Consider the following 20,138-nt stretch of genomic DNA (forward strand, 5'->3'; position numbering starts at 1 on the left):
TAACCACATGAAGAAAATAATATCAGGATTCCTTTTGCTATTGATAACCAGTGTAATCTGTGCCAAAGATGTGGTTATACCACATCCGGTTTACGAGTTCACCACTTCGGGAATAATCAATATTACCCGGATTGAACTGAAAAAGGATGAAACCCGTGTGCATATTCACAGCACGTTTATACCCCATTGGTGGGTGAAGTTTTCGAAGAAAGATTTTATTCAGGACTGCGAAACGGGCGAAAAGTTCTATGCCATCGGTATAGAGAACGGTGAGTTCGACAAGGAAATATACATGCCCGCGTCGGGCGACTCAACGTTCATCCTGATATTCCCCAAGCTGGAAAAAAACGTCAGGAAAGTTAATTTCGGAGATAACGACGAGCCTATTATCTTCGGAATCTCATTGAACCCGAAGGAGAAAAAAACTGCAAAAAATCAGACTCTTCCGGAAGTTCAAACCTGGATAGACGAAGAACTTGTCAAGGCTACCCGAAAGGAAGCCGGTAATCTAACGCCGGCTAACTTTTTCTCTTCCCAGCCCGCTCGGATAGTGGGGCATATAAAAGGATATGACAAACGATGTGGCTTTTCTAAGGGGATCATCTATATGGAAAATGTCATTACTCGCGAAGATCTTCCTACCGTGGTGGATATTCACCCTGATGGAAGATTCGAGGCTACTCTGTCAATAGACTATCCTATAAGAAATCATATTAACTTCGACCAAGCTTCAATTCCTTTTTATATTGAACCGGGACAAACCCTTGCCATTATGTTAGATTGGGAAGACTTTCTGCAGGCCGACAGGTTCAGGAACAGGCGATATCGGTTTGAATACATCCATTATATGGGCGTTGGATCCGGTATTAATGAAGAATTGGTAGTCATTCAATCCAAGTTGAAAGAATTGCCGTACAGGGAAATAGATAAAAACCGACGTGAGATGTTGGTAGAAGATTATAAATCTTATATTCGTTCCATCACGGAAGAAAACAGGAACGCTATGGATCAGGCTTTCAGAGAACAAAACACGTCGGAATACGTACGATCTTTATTCGAAAATGAAGCCAAAATTCAATATGCCGAATTGTTGCTCAATTTCGATATGGTAAACAGAGATAAAATACGACAAGGAGGAACACCTGAAGAATTGTCGGCGGATTTCTTTCGATTTTTAAGTGAAGCACCACTAAATGATTGTTTTGCATTAATATCCAACAGTTATAGTACACTTATCAACCGTTTTGAGTATTGTAGTCCTTTTGATCATTCGTTTCAAGTATATCAACAAATGAATCCTGAAAAGAGTTTTAACGATTACCTATTCAAAGAACTTGGTTTAGTCAAAACGGCAGAAGATGAAATATATGTTCAGGCGGCAGATTCTTTCCAGATAAAAATGAACTCGTCCGGCAGTGAAGAAAAGGCAAATGAAATAATAGAAGAACTAAATACATTATCCAAAGCATTCATGGAACGCTATCAGTCCTATTATGATAATTATAAAACAAAGTATTTGGATACAATACGGAAAATAACCCCGGATGAGTTAATCATTGCCCAATGGACGATAAGGGATTCTGTTTATTCCGATTATTTTAAGCTTCAGCCAAGCATTGCTTATGATATATGTAAAATACGTACCCTCGATTATTCACTTAAATCTCTTTTGTCCAAAGAAGAAGGACGGAAAGTTGTTGATTGGTTCGAAAATAAATTTTCAGATAAATCGTTGAACAAATATGCCGAAGCCTTGTATCGCAAAGCCTACCCGGAGCAAGAAAATAAAGGTTACGAACTTCCTGCCAACAATAAGGGAAGCGATATATTTAAGGCAATGATTGAGCCCTTTAAAGGGAAATATATATTTGTTGATTTCTGGGGAATATTCTGCGGGCCTTGTATCGCTGGAATTCAGCAAATGAAGAATACGCGCAAAAGCTATGACAATAGCAACGATGCTGTATTTCTGTTCATTACTTCCGACAGAGAATCACCACTCGACAGGTATGATAAATTTGTGGAAGAGCAAGAACTTACCCATACAAACCGCATCTCTTCCGATGATTATTTATATCTGCGACAGCTTTTCAGGTTCAATGGAATTCCCCGTTATGTACTTGTCAGTCGGGAAGGACGCATTCTGGATGATAACTTTTCAATGTACAATTTTAAACATACAATCAAGCAATTGTTAGAAGAGGAAAATAAGTTGCAGTAAGTTCGGTAATATATAGCATAATAACCCCGGGCATAGTTAAGCATACAGCATAACTATACCTGGGGTTAATTGTCTTCATCCGGCCCTATTATTTGTTTCTCAGGGAGGTCTGTTTTTATCAACAAGAAGGTACTTCATTCTCACCAGCGAGATACTTTATTCTCTCCCCGTTGATACTTTATTCTCTTCTCCTTGATACTTTGCTCTCTCTTTGTTGATACTTCTTTCTCACCAGTATGAGGGTTGTGGTACTCGTAATTGGTTGATTACCAGTCGTACTTGTATATGAGCTCATCGAAGGCAGGTTCTTCCTGAATACCTTCATTCCTGAATACTTCGCGAATCATGGATAGCTCTTCCGGAGTAAGTTGCCGCTCTTTTCGTTGTATGCGATAATATGTATTTCGTTTAAGGCGGAAGTATAGCATCTTTTTTATTTTAAGGGCTTTCGTATAGGGTACATTATCGAATAGATGCGTAATGCCCAGCGCAAAACATGCCATACGATCTTCCTGAAAATGCGGACATTCCTCTTCTTTACCGATAACATGTGCGGGATTGAACACCGAAAAGTGCCTCACTTCCGATCCTGCTTGTTGAGTTACCAGAAAACGTAAACAGCCGGCGGCACGTCCGCATTGTGCGTGAAGGCAATGAACATAATTGTAAGGTACTTGGGTATAGTCGAAATTTTCTTTCATGTTTCTTGAGCCTTGTTTTGAAATAGAAATCCGGTTGCAAGATAGGAAGAAAGCATTGCATATACAAGGCTGGAGCTTCTTTATCTCCATCAATGTGTCTGAAATCACCAATTAAATATTTAAAAGTAGCAATAGTAATATACTGCTCATTTTACATTTGCAAACTGATCTTTATACAGTATAATCAAAAAAGATGTTGTTATGAAAAACGCCCCTTTCTTAGTAAAAAGCTTAATCTGTATCTGCATGATTTTTGCCTCAGGTTTACTCCATGCCCAAACAAAGTATATCCCTAAAGGAAATCCGGTTGCTTGCTTCGATTATTTTACATACACTGGAAATGATGATTATTATAAGGAAAACGCGCTGCCCGACGAAAATTCCTTTTATAATCCCATTCTTCCCGGCTGGTATTCCGATCCCAGTATTTGCACCAACGGAAAAGATTACTTCTTAGTTACCTCCACTTTTATATATTACCCTGGTGTACCCATCTTTCACAGTACCGATTTGGTGAACTGGAAACAGATTGGGCATGTGCTGGATCGTCCTTCACAGTTAAAGAACTTCCCCGGCCAGGGAGTGAGCGGCGGAATTTTTGCTCCGGCTATCAGTTACAACCCGCATAACGAAACCTACTATATGATTACTACCAATGTAGGCGCCGGAAATTTCTTTGTGAAAACAAAAGACCCGTTTGGTTCCTGGTCTGATCCCATTTATCTTCCCGAGGTAGGCGGTATCGACCCCTCCTTCTTTTTCGATGAAGACGGACGTGCTTATATTGTAAACAATGACGGCATGGACGGTAAAGAACTGTACAGCGGACACAGATCCATTCGTGTGCGCGAATTTGATGTGAAAGCAGATCAAACAACCGGCCCCTGGAAAATGTTAGTCAATGGAGGAGTGAACCTGGCCGAGAAACCGATATGGATAGAAGGCCCCCACATGTATAAAATAAACGGTAAATACTATCTGATGGCTGCCGAAGGTGGAACAGGTCCCAACCATTCGGAAGTTATATTTATGGGAGACAGCCCCATGGGAGAGTTCAAACCCTGGAATAAGAACCCCATCCTGACGCAGAAACATTTGCCTCGCGACCGCCCCAATCCCATCACCTGTGCCGGACATGCTGATTTAATCCAAACAAAAGAAGGAGATTGGTGGGCCGTGTTTTTAGCCTGCCGCCCCATCGACAACAAATTTGAGAATTTGGGCCGCGAAACATTCATGATGCCGGTAAGATGGAGCGAAGACGGATTCCCTTACATGACCCGTGGCGATGAAGTAATTCCTATGATTTCGCGAAGAGAAGGCGTTAAGCGAAACGAAAAAGTAACTTTTGGTAATTTCGATTGGCGCGATGATTTTGATTCTGCCACTTTAGGTATGGAATGGCTTACATTGAGGACTCCAATTAGTGACCTCTATTCGTTGACCGAAAACCCGGGTTACCTTTCCCTGAAAAGTTCTCCGGTTAGTGTTTCCGAAAAGAAAGCCCCTGCTTTCCTTTCGCGCCGCATGCAACATCATAAATTTGAATCCGCTACCCGTATGTATTTTAAACCGACCGACGAGCAGGATATGGCCGGTGTTTTGCTTTTTAAGGATGAGCAACATCATATCTTTTTTGCCATTCAGGGATTGGGAGATAAGAAAGAAGTAAAGATTGAACAAAATAGTAAATCAGGGAGCAATATATTGGCGAAAAAACAAATATCTTTGTTTCAAGATCAGGCCATTGAACTAAAAGTTGTTTCGCACGGTATGTATTATGACTTTTACTATAATCTGGGGAATAACGAATGGACGCTTTTACATGAAGGCGCTTCCGCCCGCGAATTGTCAACAGCCAATGCCGGTGGGTTCACCGGAACTACCATAGGACTGTATGCTACCCGCAAAACAACCGAAAATCCAGAAACTCAACTACCGGCCGGTTTTGATATCCGGAAAAACGATATGGCTTATGGTGAGGTGCAGAGTTTTAGCTATTATTCTAAAGTAGCCGGCACCGAAAGAAAAGCAAATATTATTTTACCACCCAACTATACCAATAAAAAGAAATATCCCGTTCTATACCTTCTTCATGGTATAGGCGGAAATGAAAACGAATGGTTGGATGGAAAACCGAATGAAATAATCAGCAATCTGACCACAACAGGCCAAGCCAAAGAAATGATTGTCGTTATCCCCAACATCAGTGTAGTGAAGAAAGGGAAAACCCCGGCTCTATACATGACCGCCGAACACTTCGCACAATTCGATAACTTTTTGGACGAAATGAAAACCAACCTCCTTCCTTACGTCGAAAAAAACTACTCCGTTTTGAAAGGACGTGAGAACAGGGCTGTTGCCGGGTTGTCGATGGGAGGACGATCGGCTTTGCATGTGGGTATTCATCTGATTAAAGACTTTGCCTATATCGGCGCCTTCACTCCCGCACCTGGCGTATTACCTTATTTTGCCGGAGACGGCTTGTTTACTGCCGAAACACTGACTTTGCCGGATGCGTACCGAAAAAATACATGGATAATGATAACCAAAGGCACCACGGATAACGTAGTGCGCGATAATCCGGAGAATTACAGCAATACATTGAAGGAAAATGGAGTTGACCATACGTATCTGGTATTGCCCGGCGGACATTGGTGGGATGTGTGGAACCCTTCTCTATATTATTTCGCAAAGAAAATATTTCAATAAATAATGTTGTTTTGTTATCTCAATAAAATATAAACGTTACAGATTATATATTTTCGAAATGAAAAAAGATAATCCCATACTATTTCTTTTTGGTGTTCTATTCATATACTTTTCATCAAGCGCACATTTATATTCATCCAATGTAAATTTTGTGAGTATAAATTCCAAATACGGAATTTCTGTCAGAGAAACCAGTTCTATATGCGGCGATGATATTGGATTTGTATGGAGCTCATCTAAAACGAATATATTAAGGATTACCGAAGGGGATTATCGCATTTATCAACTGCCTTACAACACGGCTAATATCGGGTCTGTAAAATTAGTATATAAGGGTCGACAGTTGTACGCTTACGCAAGTAACGGACAACTTTTTTTATATGATGATGTCTTTGATCGTTTCGATTTTGTAGTGGATTTAAGAGACTTAGTAAATAATACACTAAGCATAAACCGTGTTGACATTGATAATACGGGAGCCCTCTGGATTGCTTCTTCGGTTGGATTGTTTCGATATGATAATGGCGTTCTTGATCAAGTACTTGATGAATTAATAGAAATTCAGGAAGTGCTGTTTGATGGTGAAGACCACTTGTTTCTCGATACGAATAGAGGGATAGAATGTTTGGATATAAAAACATCACAACTGGATTGCATTTATGAGAAGGTTAACAACATTCGGGTATCCCGTTTCCACTACGATGCAGTTGAAAAACGCTTATGGATGGGCACATTCTCCGATGGCTTATATTATTATGAGGTTCAGAAAAAGAAATGGAATAAAATAGCTATCCCGAATTTTCCGGTACAACCTATTCTCGCTATGGTGGAAAACTCAGAAACCACGCTGTTAATTGGAATTGATGGAAAAGGTATCTGGGAGTTAAATAAAGACGGAAGCACTGTGCTCAACATCTATAAAGAAAATGCAGATAATCCGTTTTCACTCCGCGGGAATGGAGTTTATGATCTTTTTTGCGATAAGAATAAGCGGCTATGGATAGCTACTTATAGCGGAGGGGTATCATATTTTGATCAGGAACCCCCTGTAACAACTCATATTACCCATCAGATAAATACCCCGAATTCTTTAGGAGATAATAATATAAACAGAATACTTCAAGACAAGAAAGGAAATATTTGGGTAGCAACAAACAACGGCATTAGCCGTTGGAATGTGTTGTCGGATACGTGGGAAACATTTTTCCGGGACAAACAAGACGAAGCTCAGGTCTTTTTGGCATTATGCGAAGATAATAATGGTAATATCTGGGCAGGAACATACTCCTCAGGTATTTATATCTTAGACGGAAAAACAGGAAGAGAATTAAATCACTTTCCACAAGATGGCAATAAACAAGACTTTCCCAGCAAATTTATTTTTGATATCTTTAGCGATAGTCAGGGAGATATCTGGATAGGAGGAACGCAAACCTCTGTGTTGTGTCTTTTAGTAAAAGAAAATCGTTTCCGGTCATACCCTTTTGATAATATCAGCTATTTTGTTGAGATAGAGCCAGGTAAATTATTGCTTGCCAGTTCTTATGGCCTGTTCCTGTTAGATAAAAAGAGCGGTGAAGGCGATTATCTGGTCGAAGATTGTATTACACGTGATATTGTAATTACGGGGAATAAAATATGGGTAGCCACAAGCGGACACGGATTGGTGTGCTACGATGTGGAAACCCGGCAAACAAAGGCATTTACAACAGAAACCGGGCTGCCATCCGATATCGTTAATAGTATAGTTCTGTATAATGACTATCTGATACTTACAACAGAAAATGGATTATGTAAGTTGGACTTAAATGATGAGTCTATATATATTTATCCTTTTTCTTTTGCACTCTCCAGTTTATCCTATAATGTAAGATCGCGCATACAATTAAGTAATAATGATATTGTACTGGGAACTAACAACGGTATATTGATATTCAATCCTGACTCTCTCCGTGCGAAACAACCTTCAGAAGGAAAAATCTTTTTTCAAAATATAACCGTTTCGGGACGATCCATCAGAGAAAACCCCGATTTATTGCAACATATTCCTGTTAATAAACAAACGGACCTTTATTTAGAGTATAATCAGAATTCAATAACATTAGAACTCTTACCTATTGGTATTGCCACGACAGGTTATAAATATGCGTGGATCATGGAGGCCTTGGATTCTGAATGGACTCAACCCTCAACCGGCTCTACAATAAATTATCCGAATCTTCCTGATGGTAGGTACTGTCTAAAAATAAGAATGTATGATGGCTCATATTCACAGATTATAGATGAACGTGTTTTAAGGATACATATCACACCTCCATTTTGGGAATCGTGGTGGTTTCGCTCCATCATGCTATTTATAACTATATGTATTATCTATATTTCCCTGAAAACATATATTAACCGGCTGAAACGAAAACATACGGAAGATAAGGTTCGGTTTTTTACGAATATGGCTCATGATATCGGAACCTCATTGACATTAGTGAATGCGCCTATTGAAGAATTAAAAAAAGAGCAGAACCTATCAGAAAAGGGGCAATATTATTTAGACCTTGCCGTTGAACAATCTAATCGACTCTCTTTCGTATCGACCCAATTGCTGGATTTTCAAAAAGTGGATATAGGCAAGGGACAGTTATTCCTGGCTATGATAGATATTGTTAATTTGGTAAATCAACGGAAAGTATTATTTGAATCGATAGCGAAAAAAGGAAATATCCAATTGGTGTTTCATTCGGAGCGAGACTCTTTTTATACTGCTATTGACCAACTAAAGATCGAAAAAGTAATTGATAACTTAATTTCTAATGCAGTTAAATATTCAGGAAGTGATAGCAGTGTTGAAATCAAGTTGAACTTCAATAATGAGAAGTGGCGCCTGGAGGTTAAAGACTATGGATTAGGTATTTCACAAAAAGCCCAGAAAAAACTTTTTAGAGAATTCTATCGTGGAGATAATTCTGTTAACTCTAAAATAGTAGGCTCCGGAATAGGATTATTGCTCGTTAAGAACTATGTGACGATGCATGATGGCACAGTGCTTGTTGATAGTAAAGAAAATGAAGGTACCTCAGTTCAGCTATCTATTCCATATAAGATAGTGGAAGAAGGATCGTCTATTGTGAATATAGAAGGTCTTGCTGGTAAAAGAAATGTGCATACGGAAACCCACGTCGATTTTTCTATTTCAGAAAAAGAATCTCCAGCCGGTAAACCACGTCTGTTATTGGCCGAAGATAATGACGAATTACGGAACTTCCTGAAAAACTCACTCTCAGATGTGTATCAGATAGTTGCAGTCAATGATGGGAAGAAAGCCTGGGAATTAATACAGCACAAAGCTCCCGATTTGGTTGTCTCGGATGTAATGATGCCCGATATGGATGGTTTTGAATTATGTAGATTAATGAAATCATCCTTTGAAACATCACACATCCCAATCCTATTATTAACAGCATTGTCTGACAAGGTTGAACAATTGAAAGGACTAAAACTCGGAGCAGACGACTATGTTGTGAAACCTTTTGATCTATCCATATTAAATTCAAAGATTGAAACCATTATAAGAAACCGGGATTTAGTTAAGAATAAAACGCTAAAGATAATCTCACAAACAACCGGTGATAATGATGTTCTCTTTGAAAATGAACTCAATGACAAGTTCGTTAAAAAGGCAATAGATGTGATACGTGAAAACATGAGCAACAACGAATTTGGGAAAGATGATTTTGCCTCGAAAATGAATGTCAGTTCTTCTTTGTTATATAATAAAATAAAAGCTTTAACAGGGCAATCGCCTATAGACTTAATAAAAACGATTCGGTTAAATTATTCTTTGGAACTCATAAAATCAAAGAAATATACTGTAACTGAAGTCAGTGAGATGTGTGGCTTCTCCAGCGTTAGTTATTTTGGGAAAGTTTTTAAAAAATATTTTGATAAGCAACCTACTGATCTGCTAAAATAGACATGCTTTACCCCTGAATGGCTTACAGATAGCCTGTAGTCCCCAAATATGTCTAAAATTACCACCTAAATAATTAAAAGTTCGAAGGCTTTTAAATCCGGTATGCGATATTTGCGAATATATCACAAGCCTTTTTAATCTTAAACAAAAACTCTAATCTTAAATATATAAAATCTTTGTGGTAAATCAGGAGGGAGCTATATCCCTCATCTTAAGTTTTCAATAAGGTATTAGTTTATTTTATAAAAGGTACAGTTTATTTATTTATAAAAAATCATCGAAAATGAATTTTTCTTTATTTATGCGGACTTTATTTTTTGTTCTGTTTGGATTAGCAATGTCTATCCCGGAAACGTCGGCCAATGAGGCAATGAAAGATGTGGTAAAATTATTGGCAAGAGACGCTACTATTGAAGGCGGATTGAGAATAGAAGATAAAGGGCAGGAAAAAGCCACCATACATGGTTGGCATAATGTGAATGACGTGATTTCCTGGAAGACGAACCTAAAGAAAGGAAACTATGTGGTAAGCTTGAATTATTCCGAACCCTATTCGGGCGGGGCAGCAACCGTTACGATAGGGAGGCAGCAATTTGCTGTACTAATACAACCGACGGGCAGTTGGACGGAATATAAAACGTTTGATCTGGGCGTGATCAATGTTGAAAATCCGGGTGATGCGGAAATTATTTTAAAAGCTATCCAATTGACTTTAAAAGGAAAAGAACACAAAGAAGCCTTGCCCGATATTCACTGGCTTACGTTGACTCCCACAAAAGAAAAGGCCACATCACAACCGGTTGATATCGTGGCGAAATTTAAAGGAAAAACCATTTTTTATGGAAAAACTTTTAAGGGTTGGAAAGGAAATGATGGCGAGAAAAGCATGGAGTGGTTTCGCATCGAAGACGGAGCCATTGTGGGAGGAACTATGGAGAGACCCATCCCGAGAAATGAATTTCTGTCGACTACAAAACAATATGGTAATTTTGAACTACGGCTGAAATTCAAAATGAAATATCCCGAAGGAACCGGAAGCTGGAATGGAGGAGTACAATTTCGCAGTGTGCCACACCCCGAAACTCCATACGAAATGGTGGGCTATCAGGCAGATATTATTCCCTGGAAATGGGGTGCTTTGTATGACGAACAGCGTCGATGGACCTTTTTGGGAACTTCTTTGAATACAGAAGAAGTAAAGAAAGTAACTCGGTACGATGAATGGAATTCTTATATCATTCGTTGTGAAGGGCCACGCATTCGTATGTGGCTGAATGGAATTCAAACTTTAGACTACATAGAATACGACCCGGCAATTCCACAAACCGGATATATTGCGGTACAAATACATGAAGATAAAAATCCATGCGAAGCGTGGTATAAAGATATCGAGATACAGGAGTTTTAAGTATCTATTAACCGATTAAAAAGGTTCATCTATTATGTTGAACCCCATGGAAACCATTAAAAACACAGGAGATTTGAAAAATGAAAAAAGTATCAATTAGTTCCTGGGCTATTCCGCAGGAAATGAAGGAATTAACAAAAGGAGCAAAGGATTTAGGATTTGATGGCATCAGTTTAGGAGGATTTCCCCCGTATGGAGCGAATGCTACATTGCTCGATACGGACGAAAAAATTGCCCAATATGTAAATTACTTCAAGGATAATACATTGGAAGTGGCGGATTATGCCATAGATGTATGGGCTTACAATGCACTGACTCAAACGGAAGAATGGAGAAAAGCATTCTCGGACTGTCTTGCTTTCGCCAAGAAACTAAACTTAACCAATATTATTCGTTTTGATACTTGTGCTCCTCCAAAACTTCCGGAAGGCATGACCTATCAGGATGTGAAAGATTTCTATGTTAAGAACTTTAAAGAATTAGCACAAGAGGCCGCTATATACGGATTTGAAATGGTATGGGAGTTTGAACCGGGATTCATCATCAATGAACCGTCAAGCGTAATAGAGGTCGTGAAAGCGGTTAATGAACCTAACTTCTCTTTATTATTCGATACATGCCATGCTTACAATTGTGCACTCGGCTTAAATGCCCTTGAACCGGAAGTGTTAAAAGGGGGTATCCTGGAATTTATTGAAATGGCAAAAGGATATATTGGATTTGTTCATGTAATTGACGCCGACGGCACATTGAACCATGATAATACATCCGAACATGTTCCATTTGGAGACGGGAATATTAATTTCGATGAGGTTATTCCTGCTTTGATTCATGTAGGTGAATATAAAGCCGACTGGTGGGCCATTGACCTTTGTGAGTGGCCGGACGCATGGGCGGTAACGAAAAAATGCAAAGAATACGTTGATGATTTTAATAGAAAATATAGTTAACACATTATATAAGCGCAACTATGGAAGGTAAAATGAAAGTGCAGAATTTCTATGAGCCACAGGTCATGAAATATGAGGAACATGATATTCCGTCATTAGCTGATAATGAAGTGTTGATTAAGGTAATGGCATGTGCAATATGCGGGTCGGATATATCTTATTATTACGGGCATAGTCCGTTAGGAACAAAAGACGGTAAGGGCCCTTTATATTTAGGGCACGAAATGAGCGGAGTCATTGTTGAAGTTGGCAAGATAGCTAAAGATGCCAACCTTTTTCAGGAAGGAAACCGTGTAGCGGTTAATCCTGTGCAGCAATGTAATGCTTGTCCTGCTTGTATGCGTGGCGAATTCAACGTATGCGAAAATGTAGAAACAATAGGAGTGAACGTAAACGGCGGTTTTGCCGAATATGTAAAAGTAAAATATACACATGCCTATAAGATTCCTGATACGGTTTCTTTTGAACACGGCGCATTGGCCGAACCATTGGCATGTGGAACATACGGCGTAAAAAGATTAGATATCCGGTTAGGACAAGATGTTGTTATTTTGGGGCCGGGGCCTATCGGACTGATGATGGTTCAACTGGCTAAAGCATCCGGAGCAGGAAGGGTAGTTCTGGTAGGAACAAGAGATTATCCATTAGGGGTAGGTAAAAAAGTCGGGGCTGACTTCCTGATAAACACTAAGGATTCAACTTCACCTTATTATGCATCGGATGTAGTGGTAGCTGTAAAAGAAAAGCTCGGCAAATTAGCTCCAAGATGCATAGTGCCAACAAGTAATATGGAAGCGTTACAGAATGCGTTGAAAGTGACGGGTCCGGCATCTACTATTGTTTATTTTGGACTTCCGGGCGCTGAAGATAATCTCTCTATCAATATGCTGGAAGCCATCACCAATGACAGGACAATAAAATGTGCCTGGTTGGCTCCACTTGTATGGGACAATGTGTTCAATGCGATCGCTTCGGGACAGGTTGATTTAAAACCAATAATAACACATACGTTTAGCCTTGCAGATGCCGAAAACGGTATTCGGTTTATGAAAGAAAGCAAGGAAAACAAAGTAAAAGGAGTTATACTTATCGGAGCGGATAAGCAATGATGGGCTTTTAAAGAATGTTTAAACGATAAGAAATTGTTTTAAGGTAAAATATGGATAAAATAAGAGAAGTGTTTGAAAAGGGCGGGGGAATATTGCAATTATTACCCACATGGGTTCCCCGCCCCTTTAACCGACCCGGTAAAAGACTACGTCTTCATCCGGATGATTACTTTGCGATGGGAATGGATCGGGGAGCTATCGTAGAAAGATGGTTTAGTTCTATCACTCATGTTGAGACAGAAGGCGCACGTCCTGACGAAGGAATGAGCTATGTCAATGTGGACGATACGAATGAAAATAAGATACTGTTCAAAGATTTTATTGATGAACTCAAGGAAGAAATAATCGGCAGTGAACTGATTGAAAAATACGGAACATGGCCCATGTATTCTAAGTTTTATGACTACGAAATGCCTTTATTCCATCATATACACCATGGTGAGGAAGCATGTAAGAAAGTGGGTGTGAAACCTAAATTCGAACATTACTATTTTCCTAAACAATATAACCAACATCTGGGACAAATGCCCGTGAGCTATTTTGGTTTTGATCCTTCTGTTACAAAAGAGGAAGTCATAGAACGATTGAAGGATTATACCAAAAGAGACATTCGGATAACCGAATTATCAAGGGCATTTCGTATTGAATTAGATACGGGTTGGTATACTCCTGCCGGAGTAGTACATGCCCCCGGATCGCTCTGTACGTACGAGCCTCAATGGAACAGTGATGCCATGGCAATGTGGGAAAATGTAGTTAACGGAGAAGTGTTTGGATACGACAGTCTATGCGCTTATCTACCCGAGGAGGATAAAAACAATATTGAAAAAATAGTGGAAGTAGCTGACTGGGAAATAAATACTGCACCCGATTACAGGAAGAGATTCTTCCGCCGGCCAGTGATAGAGCAAAAAGGTGAAGGCTACGAACAGCGATGGATTGTTTATGGAAACGAATATGTTGGTGGTAAGCAACTGGAAGTCGAACCGGCACACACTGTGGTTATAAAAGATGATTGTGCATACGGGTGTGTCGTGATTCAGGGGCATGGAACATTCGGGAAATTCGAGTGCGAATCGCCTACAATGATTAGGTACGGACAAGCAACTGCGGATGAGTTTTTCGTCAGTAAAGATTGTGCCCTGAAAGGCGTGGTCATTACAAACAAGTCTAAATATGAACCATTGGTAATATTGAAGCACTTTGGACCTGACGGGAATATCTTACCTGTTCAAAATTAAGGATTAATTTTAATATATAAAAGACATGAATAAACTCGGGATTTTTACAAATTTCTGGGAGAGAAACTGGGATTTTGACCACATCAAATATGTGAAAAAGGCAAAAAGAATAGGATTTGATATTTTAGAGTTTCAGGCTCAACCTTTGTTGGAAATGACAAAAGAGAGAATGAAAGATATAAAGAAAGCTGCCGACGATGAAGGAATAGAACTCACGTATAGTCTTGGGCTTGATCCGAAATATGATGTTTCGAGTGAAGACAATTCCATACGTATGGCTGGTATTGAATACCTGAAAAACATAGTAGAACGTATCGGCTTCATGGATGGGGAAATTATTTCTGGAGTAAGTTACGCGGGTTGGGGGTCACCCAATTATGTTGTAGATGACAAGACACCCATCGTGCAGCGATCTATAGATAGTATGCGGCAAATTGTAAAAACAGCTGAAGACTATGGCGTTACGTATTGTGTCGAAGCTGTAAACCGTTTTGAAGGGTGTGTTATTAATACTGCGCAAGAGGCGTTGGACTACATCTCTCAAATCGATAGTCGGAATATTGGGGTTTTGTTGGATACTTACCACATGAATATTGAAGAAAATAATATCGGAGATGCCATCCGACTTGTGGGTGACAAACTGACATCATTCCACACCGGGGATAATAACAGGCGTGCGCCCGGACGAGGACATATTAATTTTGACGAAATCTTTCAAGCGCTTTCCGACATCAATTACAAAGGTCGAATCGTTTCTGAGCCATTTGTGCAAATGGGTGGAGAAGTTGGACGTGATATTAAAGTGTGGAGAAACCTCGATACTCCTACTGAAGAATTTATTGACAGCGAAGCGGCATATTTACTGAAATATACGCAAGATATGCTCATTAAATATGGAATGGTATAACCATTTATAAAATAAAATTAGAAAAAATGAAAATCTCAAATCAAATCATTTTAAAAACAGCAGGCATACTTATTATCGGACTATTTATGTTCAGTGTGAATGTATTCTCGCAGAAACAACAGCCGGTACAGCCAAAAGGCTATACCTGTTACGGGAAATTGGCAAATGGAGTTCCCAACGCTCAGAAGTTAGGTTGGAAAGTAGGTATCCAAGCTTATACTTTTCATAAATTTACTTTCTTTGAAGCCATTGATATGACTGCCGCACTTGGACTGAACTATATTGAAGGAGTTGCCGGGATGCCGCTTTGTCCGGGAAGTGATGTGAAATTCGGGCATGGCATGCCGCAGGAATGGAAAGACAAACTGAAACAAAAACTACAGGAAGCAGGAATCGAAAACGTAAGCTACTTCCAGTGGATGAACGGTTCGGGCGATGAATTTGAAGATATTGCCAAGTTTGCTAAAGAAATGAACCTGATGATTGTAACCGACCCCAAACGTGTGCCGGTTGGCGGGAAAAGCCCTGAGTTTTACGATGAAATCTGCAAGAAATACGGCGTAACCCTCGTATTCACCAACCATAGAAAACCCATTGCTTACTGGAATCCGGAATTTGCACTTGAAGATACCAAAGGTCGTAGTAAATACATCGGTGCTTCGGTAGATATCGGCCATTATATGCGCGATGAATTCGATCCGTTGCCTATCGTGAAAAAGTTCGTGGAAGCCGGCCGGATGTACCACTTCCACATGCGTGATGTGAGCGAAAGAACCAAAGACGGGTATGACGTTCCATTGGGTGAAGGTCAGGGTAAAATACGCGAAATCTTCCAGGTGCTTTACGACAATGATGTAAAGCCAATCATCATGATGGAATATGAAAAAGATTTCTACAATCACATGTTGGAATTAATTCCGAGTGTGAACTATATCAATAAAGTTTGTGGTGAAATGTTAGGTGAATCGAATTAATTTATGAATGTCCGGATATTCATATTCTTATTTCTGATATTGGGAACCTGTAAATCGTTTGCGGAAGTTACATTCTATAACATAAATACGATTTACGGGATCTCAATCAGAGAGCCTCGTTCCATCTGTGAAGATGAAAACGGATTTATATGGGTATCGTTCGAAGCGGGTATAATGCGGCTAACAGATGGTGATCACCGAATATATCAGCTTCCTTATAAAAAAACAAATATCGCCTATATAAAAATAGCCTGTTTCAACTCGCATCTGTATGCTTATACGCATAACGGGCAATTATTCCAATATGACGATGTGATGGACTGTTTTAATCTGATTGCCGACTTTCAGTTTACGATCAATACGGTATATGTAGATAAATCGAATGTTTTTTGGTTGGGGACTTCCTCTGCTCTCTATCGTTATGAACACAGCAGGAATATATTGCAGCCAATAGATACTGAACGAACACCCGTTAATACCATCGTGCCTTACAAAGATGATTCTTTACTATTTGGAACGTCGTACGGGGTAAGGATAGTTGATGCAAATAGTTTACAATCAGAGTTTTTATATAAAGAAAGTGAGAATCAGGAGATCTTAAGCCTTTATTATGATGCGGTTACTAATGGTTTATGGGTAGGAAGTAATTCGAATGGACTTTATTATTATGATATAAAGGACTCTGCTTTGCAACGTGATTGTATCAAAAAATTTCCTAAACAACCTATCCGGTGTATTGAAAAGAAACCGGACTCTCATCTACTGGTTGGAATTGATGGGAGAGGGATTTGGGAATTAACGGCAAAGGGTGATACTGTATTAAATGTTTATAAGGAAGACATGGATCGACCTTCTTCCTTACGGGGTAATGGAATATATGATATTTTATGCGATCGGGGAGGGAAAATTTGGGTGGCAACCTTTACCGGCGGATTATCCTATTTTAACCCGGATTCCCGTTTTTTTACACATATAGCACATCAACCCAATGTGGATAATTCGTTGATAAACAATACGGTCAATCGAATAATGGAAGATTCGTATGGCCATATCTGGATTGCAACAAATAATGGAATAAATCGTTGGAACCGATCAATAAATAAATGGGAGTCGTTTTTTCAAAACAAACAAGAAGGATCATCTGTTTTTCTGGCTCTTTGTGAAGATAATGATGGCAATATATGGGCAGGTTCTTATTCATCAGGCATATATGTATTGAACGCCAAAACAGGAAAAGAAATCAAAAAAAATGGAGGGATGATCTCTAAACCACCCTTTGTGAATAAATTTATATTTGATATTTTTAAAGATAGTAAGGGTGATATCTGGATTGCAGGTGCTAACAGTGATGTTCTTTGTTATTCCTCCAAAGAAAATCGTTTAAAATCTTATCCGGTTCAGAATATAAGTTGCATTGTAGAATACAATGCGAATAAATTATTAATGGCCAATTGGGAAGGGGTGGTATTACTGGATACAGAAAAGGGGGAAATACAAACGCTGTTGGAAAACTTTATTGTTCGCGACCTTTTAGTAATTGACAAAGATATCTGGATGGCCACCAGCAGAGAAGGATTGGTGCGATACAACTATGAAACCAAACAGATCGACAAATATCCGGTAACGTCCGAGTTGTTGTCTAATAATGTGAATAGTATTACTCATATAAGCGATGCGATGATTGTTGCAACGGATAAAGGGCTGTATAAATTCATGTTGAATAATTGCGAATTCTTAGCCTTTCCTCCTTCGTTGTTCCCGCTTCATGGCTTGTACAGTACCAAAGCCAGAACCTGTTTCCGGGATCAAACAATAGCATTGGGCTCAAACAATGGCATGATTGTATTCGATCCTGATAATTGCCCAGAAACTTATTTAGCTGGAAAGATATTTTTTCAGGATGTAAATGTTTCCGGTAGATCCATTCGGGAATATCCTGACTTGATAAAAAAGAAGCCGGTGAATGAACTGACCGGACTTTCGTTGGATTATAGTCAGAACACACTTTCAATAGAGTTGATTCCTATTGGGGTAACACCGAGCGAATATAAACTCTCGTGGAAACTGGAAGGGATTGATTCGGAATGGAGCAAACCATCGGAACTTCATGTGGTGAATTATACAAATATTCCGAATGGGAATTATCGGCTGTCCATAAAAATGTTAGATAATTCATTCTCACGTGTACTTGATGAACGTTCACTAGATATACAAATTATTCCCCCATTTTGGTATACCATCTGGTTTATTGCGCTTGTACTTTTGGTTATTACAACTGTTTTGTTGTTATCGTTAAGATTCTATATAAAACATCTGGAACAATTGCATGCACAAGACAAAATGTCCTTTTTTACAAATGTGATTCACGATCTTCGAACATCCCTGACCTTATTGAGTGCTCCGATTGAAGAACTGAATAAAGAGATGGGAAAACTTTCGGAAAAAGGTCGTTATTATCTGAATCTTGCAACCGAGCAATCCGGAAGATTGTCATCTGTAGCCACTCAATTACTCGATTTTCAGAAAGTAGATATTGGAAAAGGGCAGCTTTTCTTTGTAATGACGAACATTGTGGAATTGGTTTATCATAGAACGTTAATGTTTGAAGCGGCAGCAGAAAAGAAAGGAGGAATTAAACTTCACTTTTCGTCTAATATAGATGCATTCAATACCGCTATAGACCAGTTGAAGATTGAAAAAGTAGTGGATAATTTGATTTCCAATGCCATAAAGTATTCTCATCCCGAGAGCCAGATTGACATTTTATTGCATGTTAATGGAGAATCCTGGAGTCTTGAAGTAAAAGACTATGGACTTGGCATCTCAAAGAAGGCCCAGAAAAAACTTTTCAAAGAATTTTATAGAGGTGATAATACTGTGAATTCAAAAATTGTAGGCTCAGGAATTGGACTGTTGTTAGTCAAGAACTATGTAACGATGCACAACGGTAAAATCCAGGCGATTAGTAAGGAGGACGAAGGTACTTCATTTAAAATAACTATTCCCTATAGAGAAGTACATATTGATAAACTTGTGACTGATGATGCGAACGAAAGATCGCGCGAAGCGAGTGATATATTTACAGATATTTCTCTCTCTGAAAAGGAAAACTCCGGAAAAAAACCTCTTATCCTGGTTGTTGAAGATAACAATGATTTGTGCAACTTTCTCAAATGTTCGCTGGAAGAGCAAAGTGTTGTAAAAACCGCTGCTAATGGAGAAGAAGCCTGGCAATTAATTCGCGAAAAAAGTCCCGATTTGGTTGTATCTGATGTAATGATGCCCATTATGGATGGTTTTGAATTATGTAAGTTGATAAAATCTACTTTCGAAACATCTCATATTCCGGTAATACTGCTTACTTCCCTCACTGAAAAAACGAAGCAATTGCAGGGATTGGACATGGGAGCCGATGATTATATTGCCAAGCCGTTTGACATGGGCATTTTAATTCAGCGGATAAAAACAATTTTAAAAAACAGACTTATTGTGAGAGAAAGAGTGCTGAAACTAATTATTCAAACAGATAAAAAGTCACAATTGCTATCTAATGACCTGGATGATAAGTTTGTAAAAAAAGCAATAGAGGTCATACATAAAAATGTCTCAAACACTGAGTTCGGTGTAGATGAGTTTGCCTCAATGATGCATGTAAGTTCCTCTTTGTTATATAATAAGTTAAAAACGTTTACAGGTAAATCCCCAATCGAATTGATAAAGACGATTCGCTTGAATCATGCAATGGAGCTTTTACAGTCTAAAAAATATTCTGTAACAGAAGTTAGTGAACTCTCCGGATTTTCCAGTATTAGCTATTTCAGTACCGTTTTTAAAAAATATTTTGGTAAGTCTCCCACGGATTTCTCGTAAAATATATGGTATAGTATAACCTTTTGTTTAAATCTAATTTATGTATGCCTATGAAATATACCAATCCACTCAACAAAC

The 20,138-nt window shown here is 39.0% G+C and carries 10 protein-coding genes and 2 pseudogenes; 11 read left to right on the forward strand and 1 reads right to left on the reverse strand.

Annotated elements, in window-relative coordinates:
• Positions 1-7: 7 nt before the first annotated feature.
• Positions 8-2,221 (forward strand): redoxin family protein, encoded by a 2,214-nt coding sequence (locus tag D0T87_RS06190; protein WP_163173875.1) that lies wholly within the window; start codon positions 8-10, stop codon positions 2,219-2,221.
• Between the two features lie 266 nt (positions 2,222-2,487).
• On the opposite strand, the gene D0T87_RS06195 is transcribed toward D0T87_RS06190, so the two are convergent.
• Positions 2,488-2,922 carry a DUF6078 family protein gene (locus tag D0T87_RS06195; protein WP_163173877.1) on the reverse strand — a complete coding sequence of 145 codons (435 nt, stop codon included), beginning with the start codon at positions 2,920-2,922 and terminating at the stop codon, positions 2,488-2,490.
• A gap of 201 nt (positions 2,923-3,123) precedes the next feature.
• On the opposite strand from D0T87_RS06195, the pseudogene D0T87_RS06200 reads away from it, so the two are divergent.
• From D0T87_RS06200 to D0T87_RS06240, 10 genes and pseudogenes are all read left to right on the forward strand, one after another.
• Positions 3,124-4,827 (forward strand): annotated as a pseudogene (locus D0T87_RS06200) (glycoside hydrolase family 43 protein); the annotation flags it as partial.
• A 111-nt stretch (positions 4,828-4,938) separates the two neighbouring features.
• Positions 4,939-5,634 (forward strand): annotated as a pseudogene (locus D0T87_RS24530) (alpha/beta hydrolase); the annotation flags it as partial.
• A 58-nt stretch (positions 5,635-5,692) separates the two neighbouring features.
• Positions 5,693-9,601: a hybrid sensor histidine kinase/response regulator transcription factor gene (locus tag D0T87_RS06205; protein ID WP_163173881.1), complete on the forward strand. Its 3,909-nt coding sequence runs from the start codon at positions 5,693-5,695 to the stop codon at positions 9,599-9,601.
• Positions 9,602-9,884: 283 nt separating this feature from the next.
• On the forward strand, positions 9,885-11,009 hold the full coding sequence (locus tag D0T87_RS06210) for a DUF1080 domain-containing protein (protein ID WP_163173883.1): 1,125 nt from the start codon (positions 9,885-9,887) through the stop codon (positions 11,007-11,009).
• A gap of 80 nt (positions 11,010-11,089) precedes the next feature.
• A complete protein-coding gene (locus D0T87_RS06215) occupies positions 11,090-11,959 on the forward strand; it encodes a sugar phosphate isomerase/epimerase (protein ID WP_163173885.1) in 870 nt (289 codons plus the stop codon).
• 20 nt (positions 11,960-11,979) lie between these two features.
• Positions 11,980-13,068 (forward strand): zinc-binding dehydrogenase, encoded by a 1,089-nt coding sequence (locus tag D0T87_RS06220; protein ID WP_163173887.1) that lies wholly within the window; start codon positions 11,980-11,982, stop codon positions 13,066-13,068.
• Between the two features lie 50 nt (positions 13,069-13,118).
• A complete protein-coding gene (locus D0T87_RS06225) occupies positions 13,119-14,309 on the forward strand; it encodes a hypothetical protein (protein ID WP_163173889.1) in 1,191 nt (396 codons plus the stop codon).
• Between the two features lie 25 nt (positions 14,310-14,334).
• Positions 14,335-15,216, forward strand: a complete 882-nt coding sequence (locus D0T87_RS06230; protein ID WP_163173891.1) for a sugar phosphate isomerase/epimerase — start codon at positions 14,335-14,337, stop codon at positions 15,214-15,216.
• Positions 15,217-15,242: 26 nt separating this feature from the next.
• Positions 15,243-16,190 (forward strand): sugar phosphate isomerase/epimerase, encoded by a 948-nt coding sequence (locus D0T87_RS06235; RefSeq protein WP_163173893.1) that lies wholly within the window; start codon positions 15,243-15,245, stop codon positions 16,188-16,190.
• A gap of 3 nt (positions 16,191-16,193) precedes the next feature.
• A complete protein-coding gene (locus D0T87_RS06240; protein ID WP_163173895.1) occupies positions 16,194-20,060 on the forward strand; it encodes a hybrid sensor histidine kinase/response regulator transcription factor in 3,867 nt (1,288 codons plus the stop codon).
• Positions 20,061-20,138 lie beyond the last annotated feature (78 nt).

The organism is Bacteroides sp. 51, assembly GCF_010500965.1.
Taxonomy (GTDB): Bacteria; Bacteroidota; Bacteroidia; order Bacteroidales; family Bacteroidaceae; genus Bacteroides.

Bases quoted from the DNA above. Each gene is read 5' to 3' on its own strand.
- D0T87_RS06190 (WP_163173875.1), top strand. From the start codon at position 8: ATGAAGAAAATAATATCAGGATTCCTTTTGCTATTGATAACCAGTGTA.
- D0T87_RS06195 (WP_163173877.1), bottom strand. From the start codon at position 2,922: ATGAAAGAAAATTTCGACTATACCCAAGTACCTTACAATTATGTTCAT.
- D0T87_RS06205 (WP_163173881.1), top strand. From the start codon at position 5,693: ATGAAAAAAGATAATCCCATACTATTTCTTTTTGGTGTTCTATTCATA.
- D0T87_RS06210 (WP_163173883.1), top strand. From the start codon at position 9,885: ATGAATTTTTCTTTATTTATGCGGACTTTATTTTTTGTTCTGTTTGGA.
- D0T87_RS06215 (WP_163173885.1), top strand. From the start codon at position 11,090: ATGAAAAAAGTATCAATTAGTTCCTGGGCTATTCCGCAGGAAATGAAG.
- D0T87_RS06220 (WP_163173887.1), top strand. From the start codon at position 11,980: ATGGAAGGTAAAATGAAAGTGCAGAATTTCTATGAGCCACAGGTCATG.
- D0T87_RS06225 (WP_163173889.1), top strand. From the start codon at position 13,119: ATGGATAAAATAAGAGAAGTGTTTGAAAAGGGCGGGGGAATATTGCAA.
- D0T87_RS06230 (WP_163173891.1), top strand. From the start codon at position 14,335: ATGAATAAACTCGGGATTTTTACAAATTTCTGGGAGAGAAACTGGGAT.
- D0T87_RS06235 (WP_163173893.1), top strand. From the start codon at position 15,243: ATGAAAATCTCAAATCAAATCATTTTAAAAACAGCAGGCATACTTATT.
- D0T87_RS06240 (WP_163173895.1), top strand. From the start codon at position 16,194: ATGAATGTCCGGATATTCATATTCTTATTTCTGATATTGGGAACCTGT.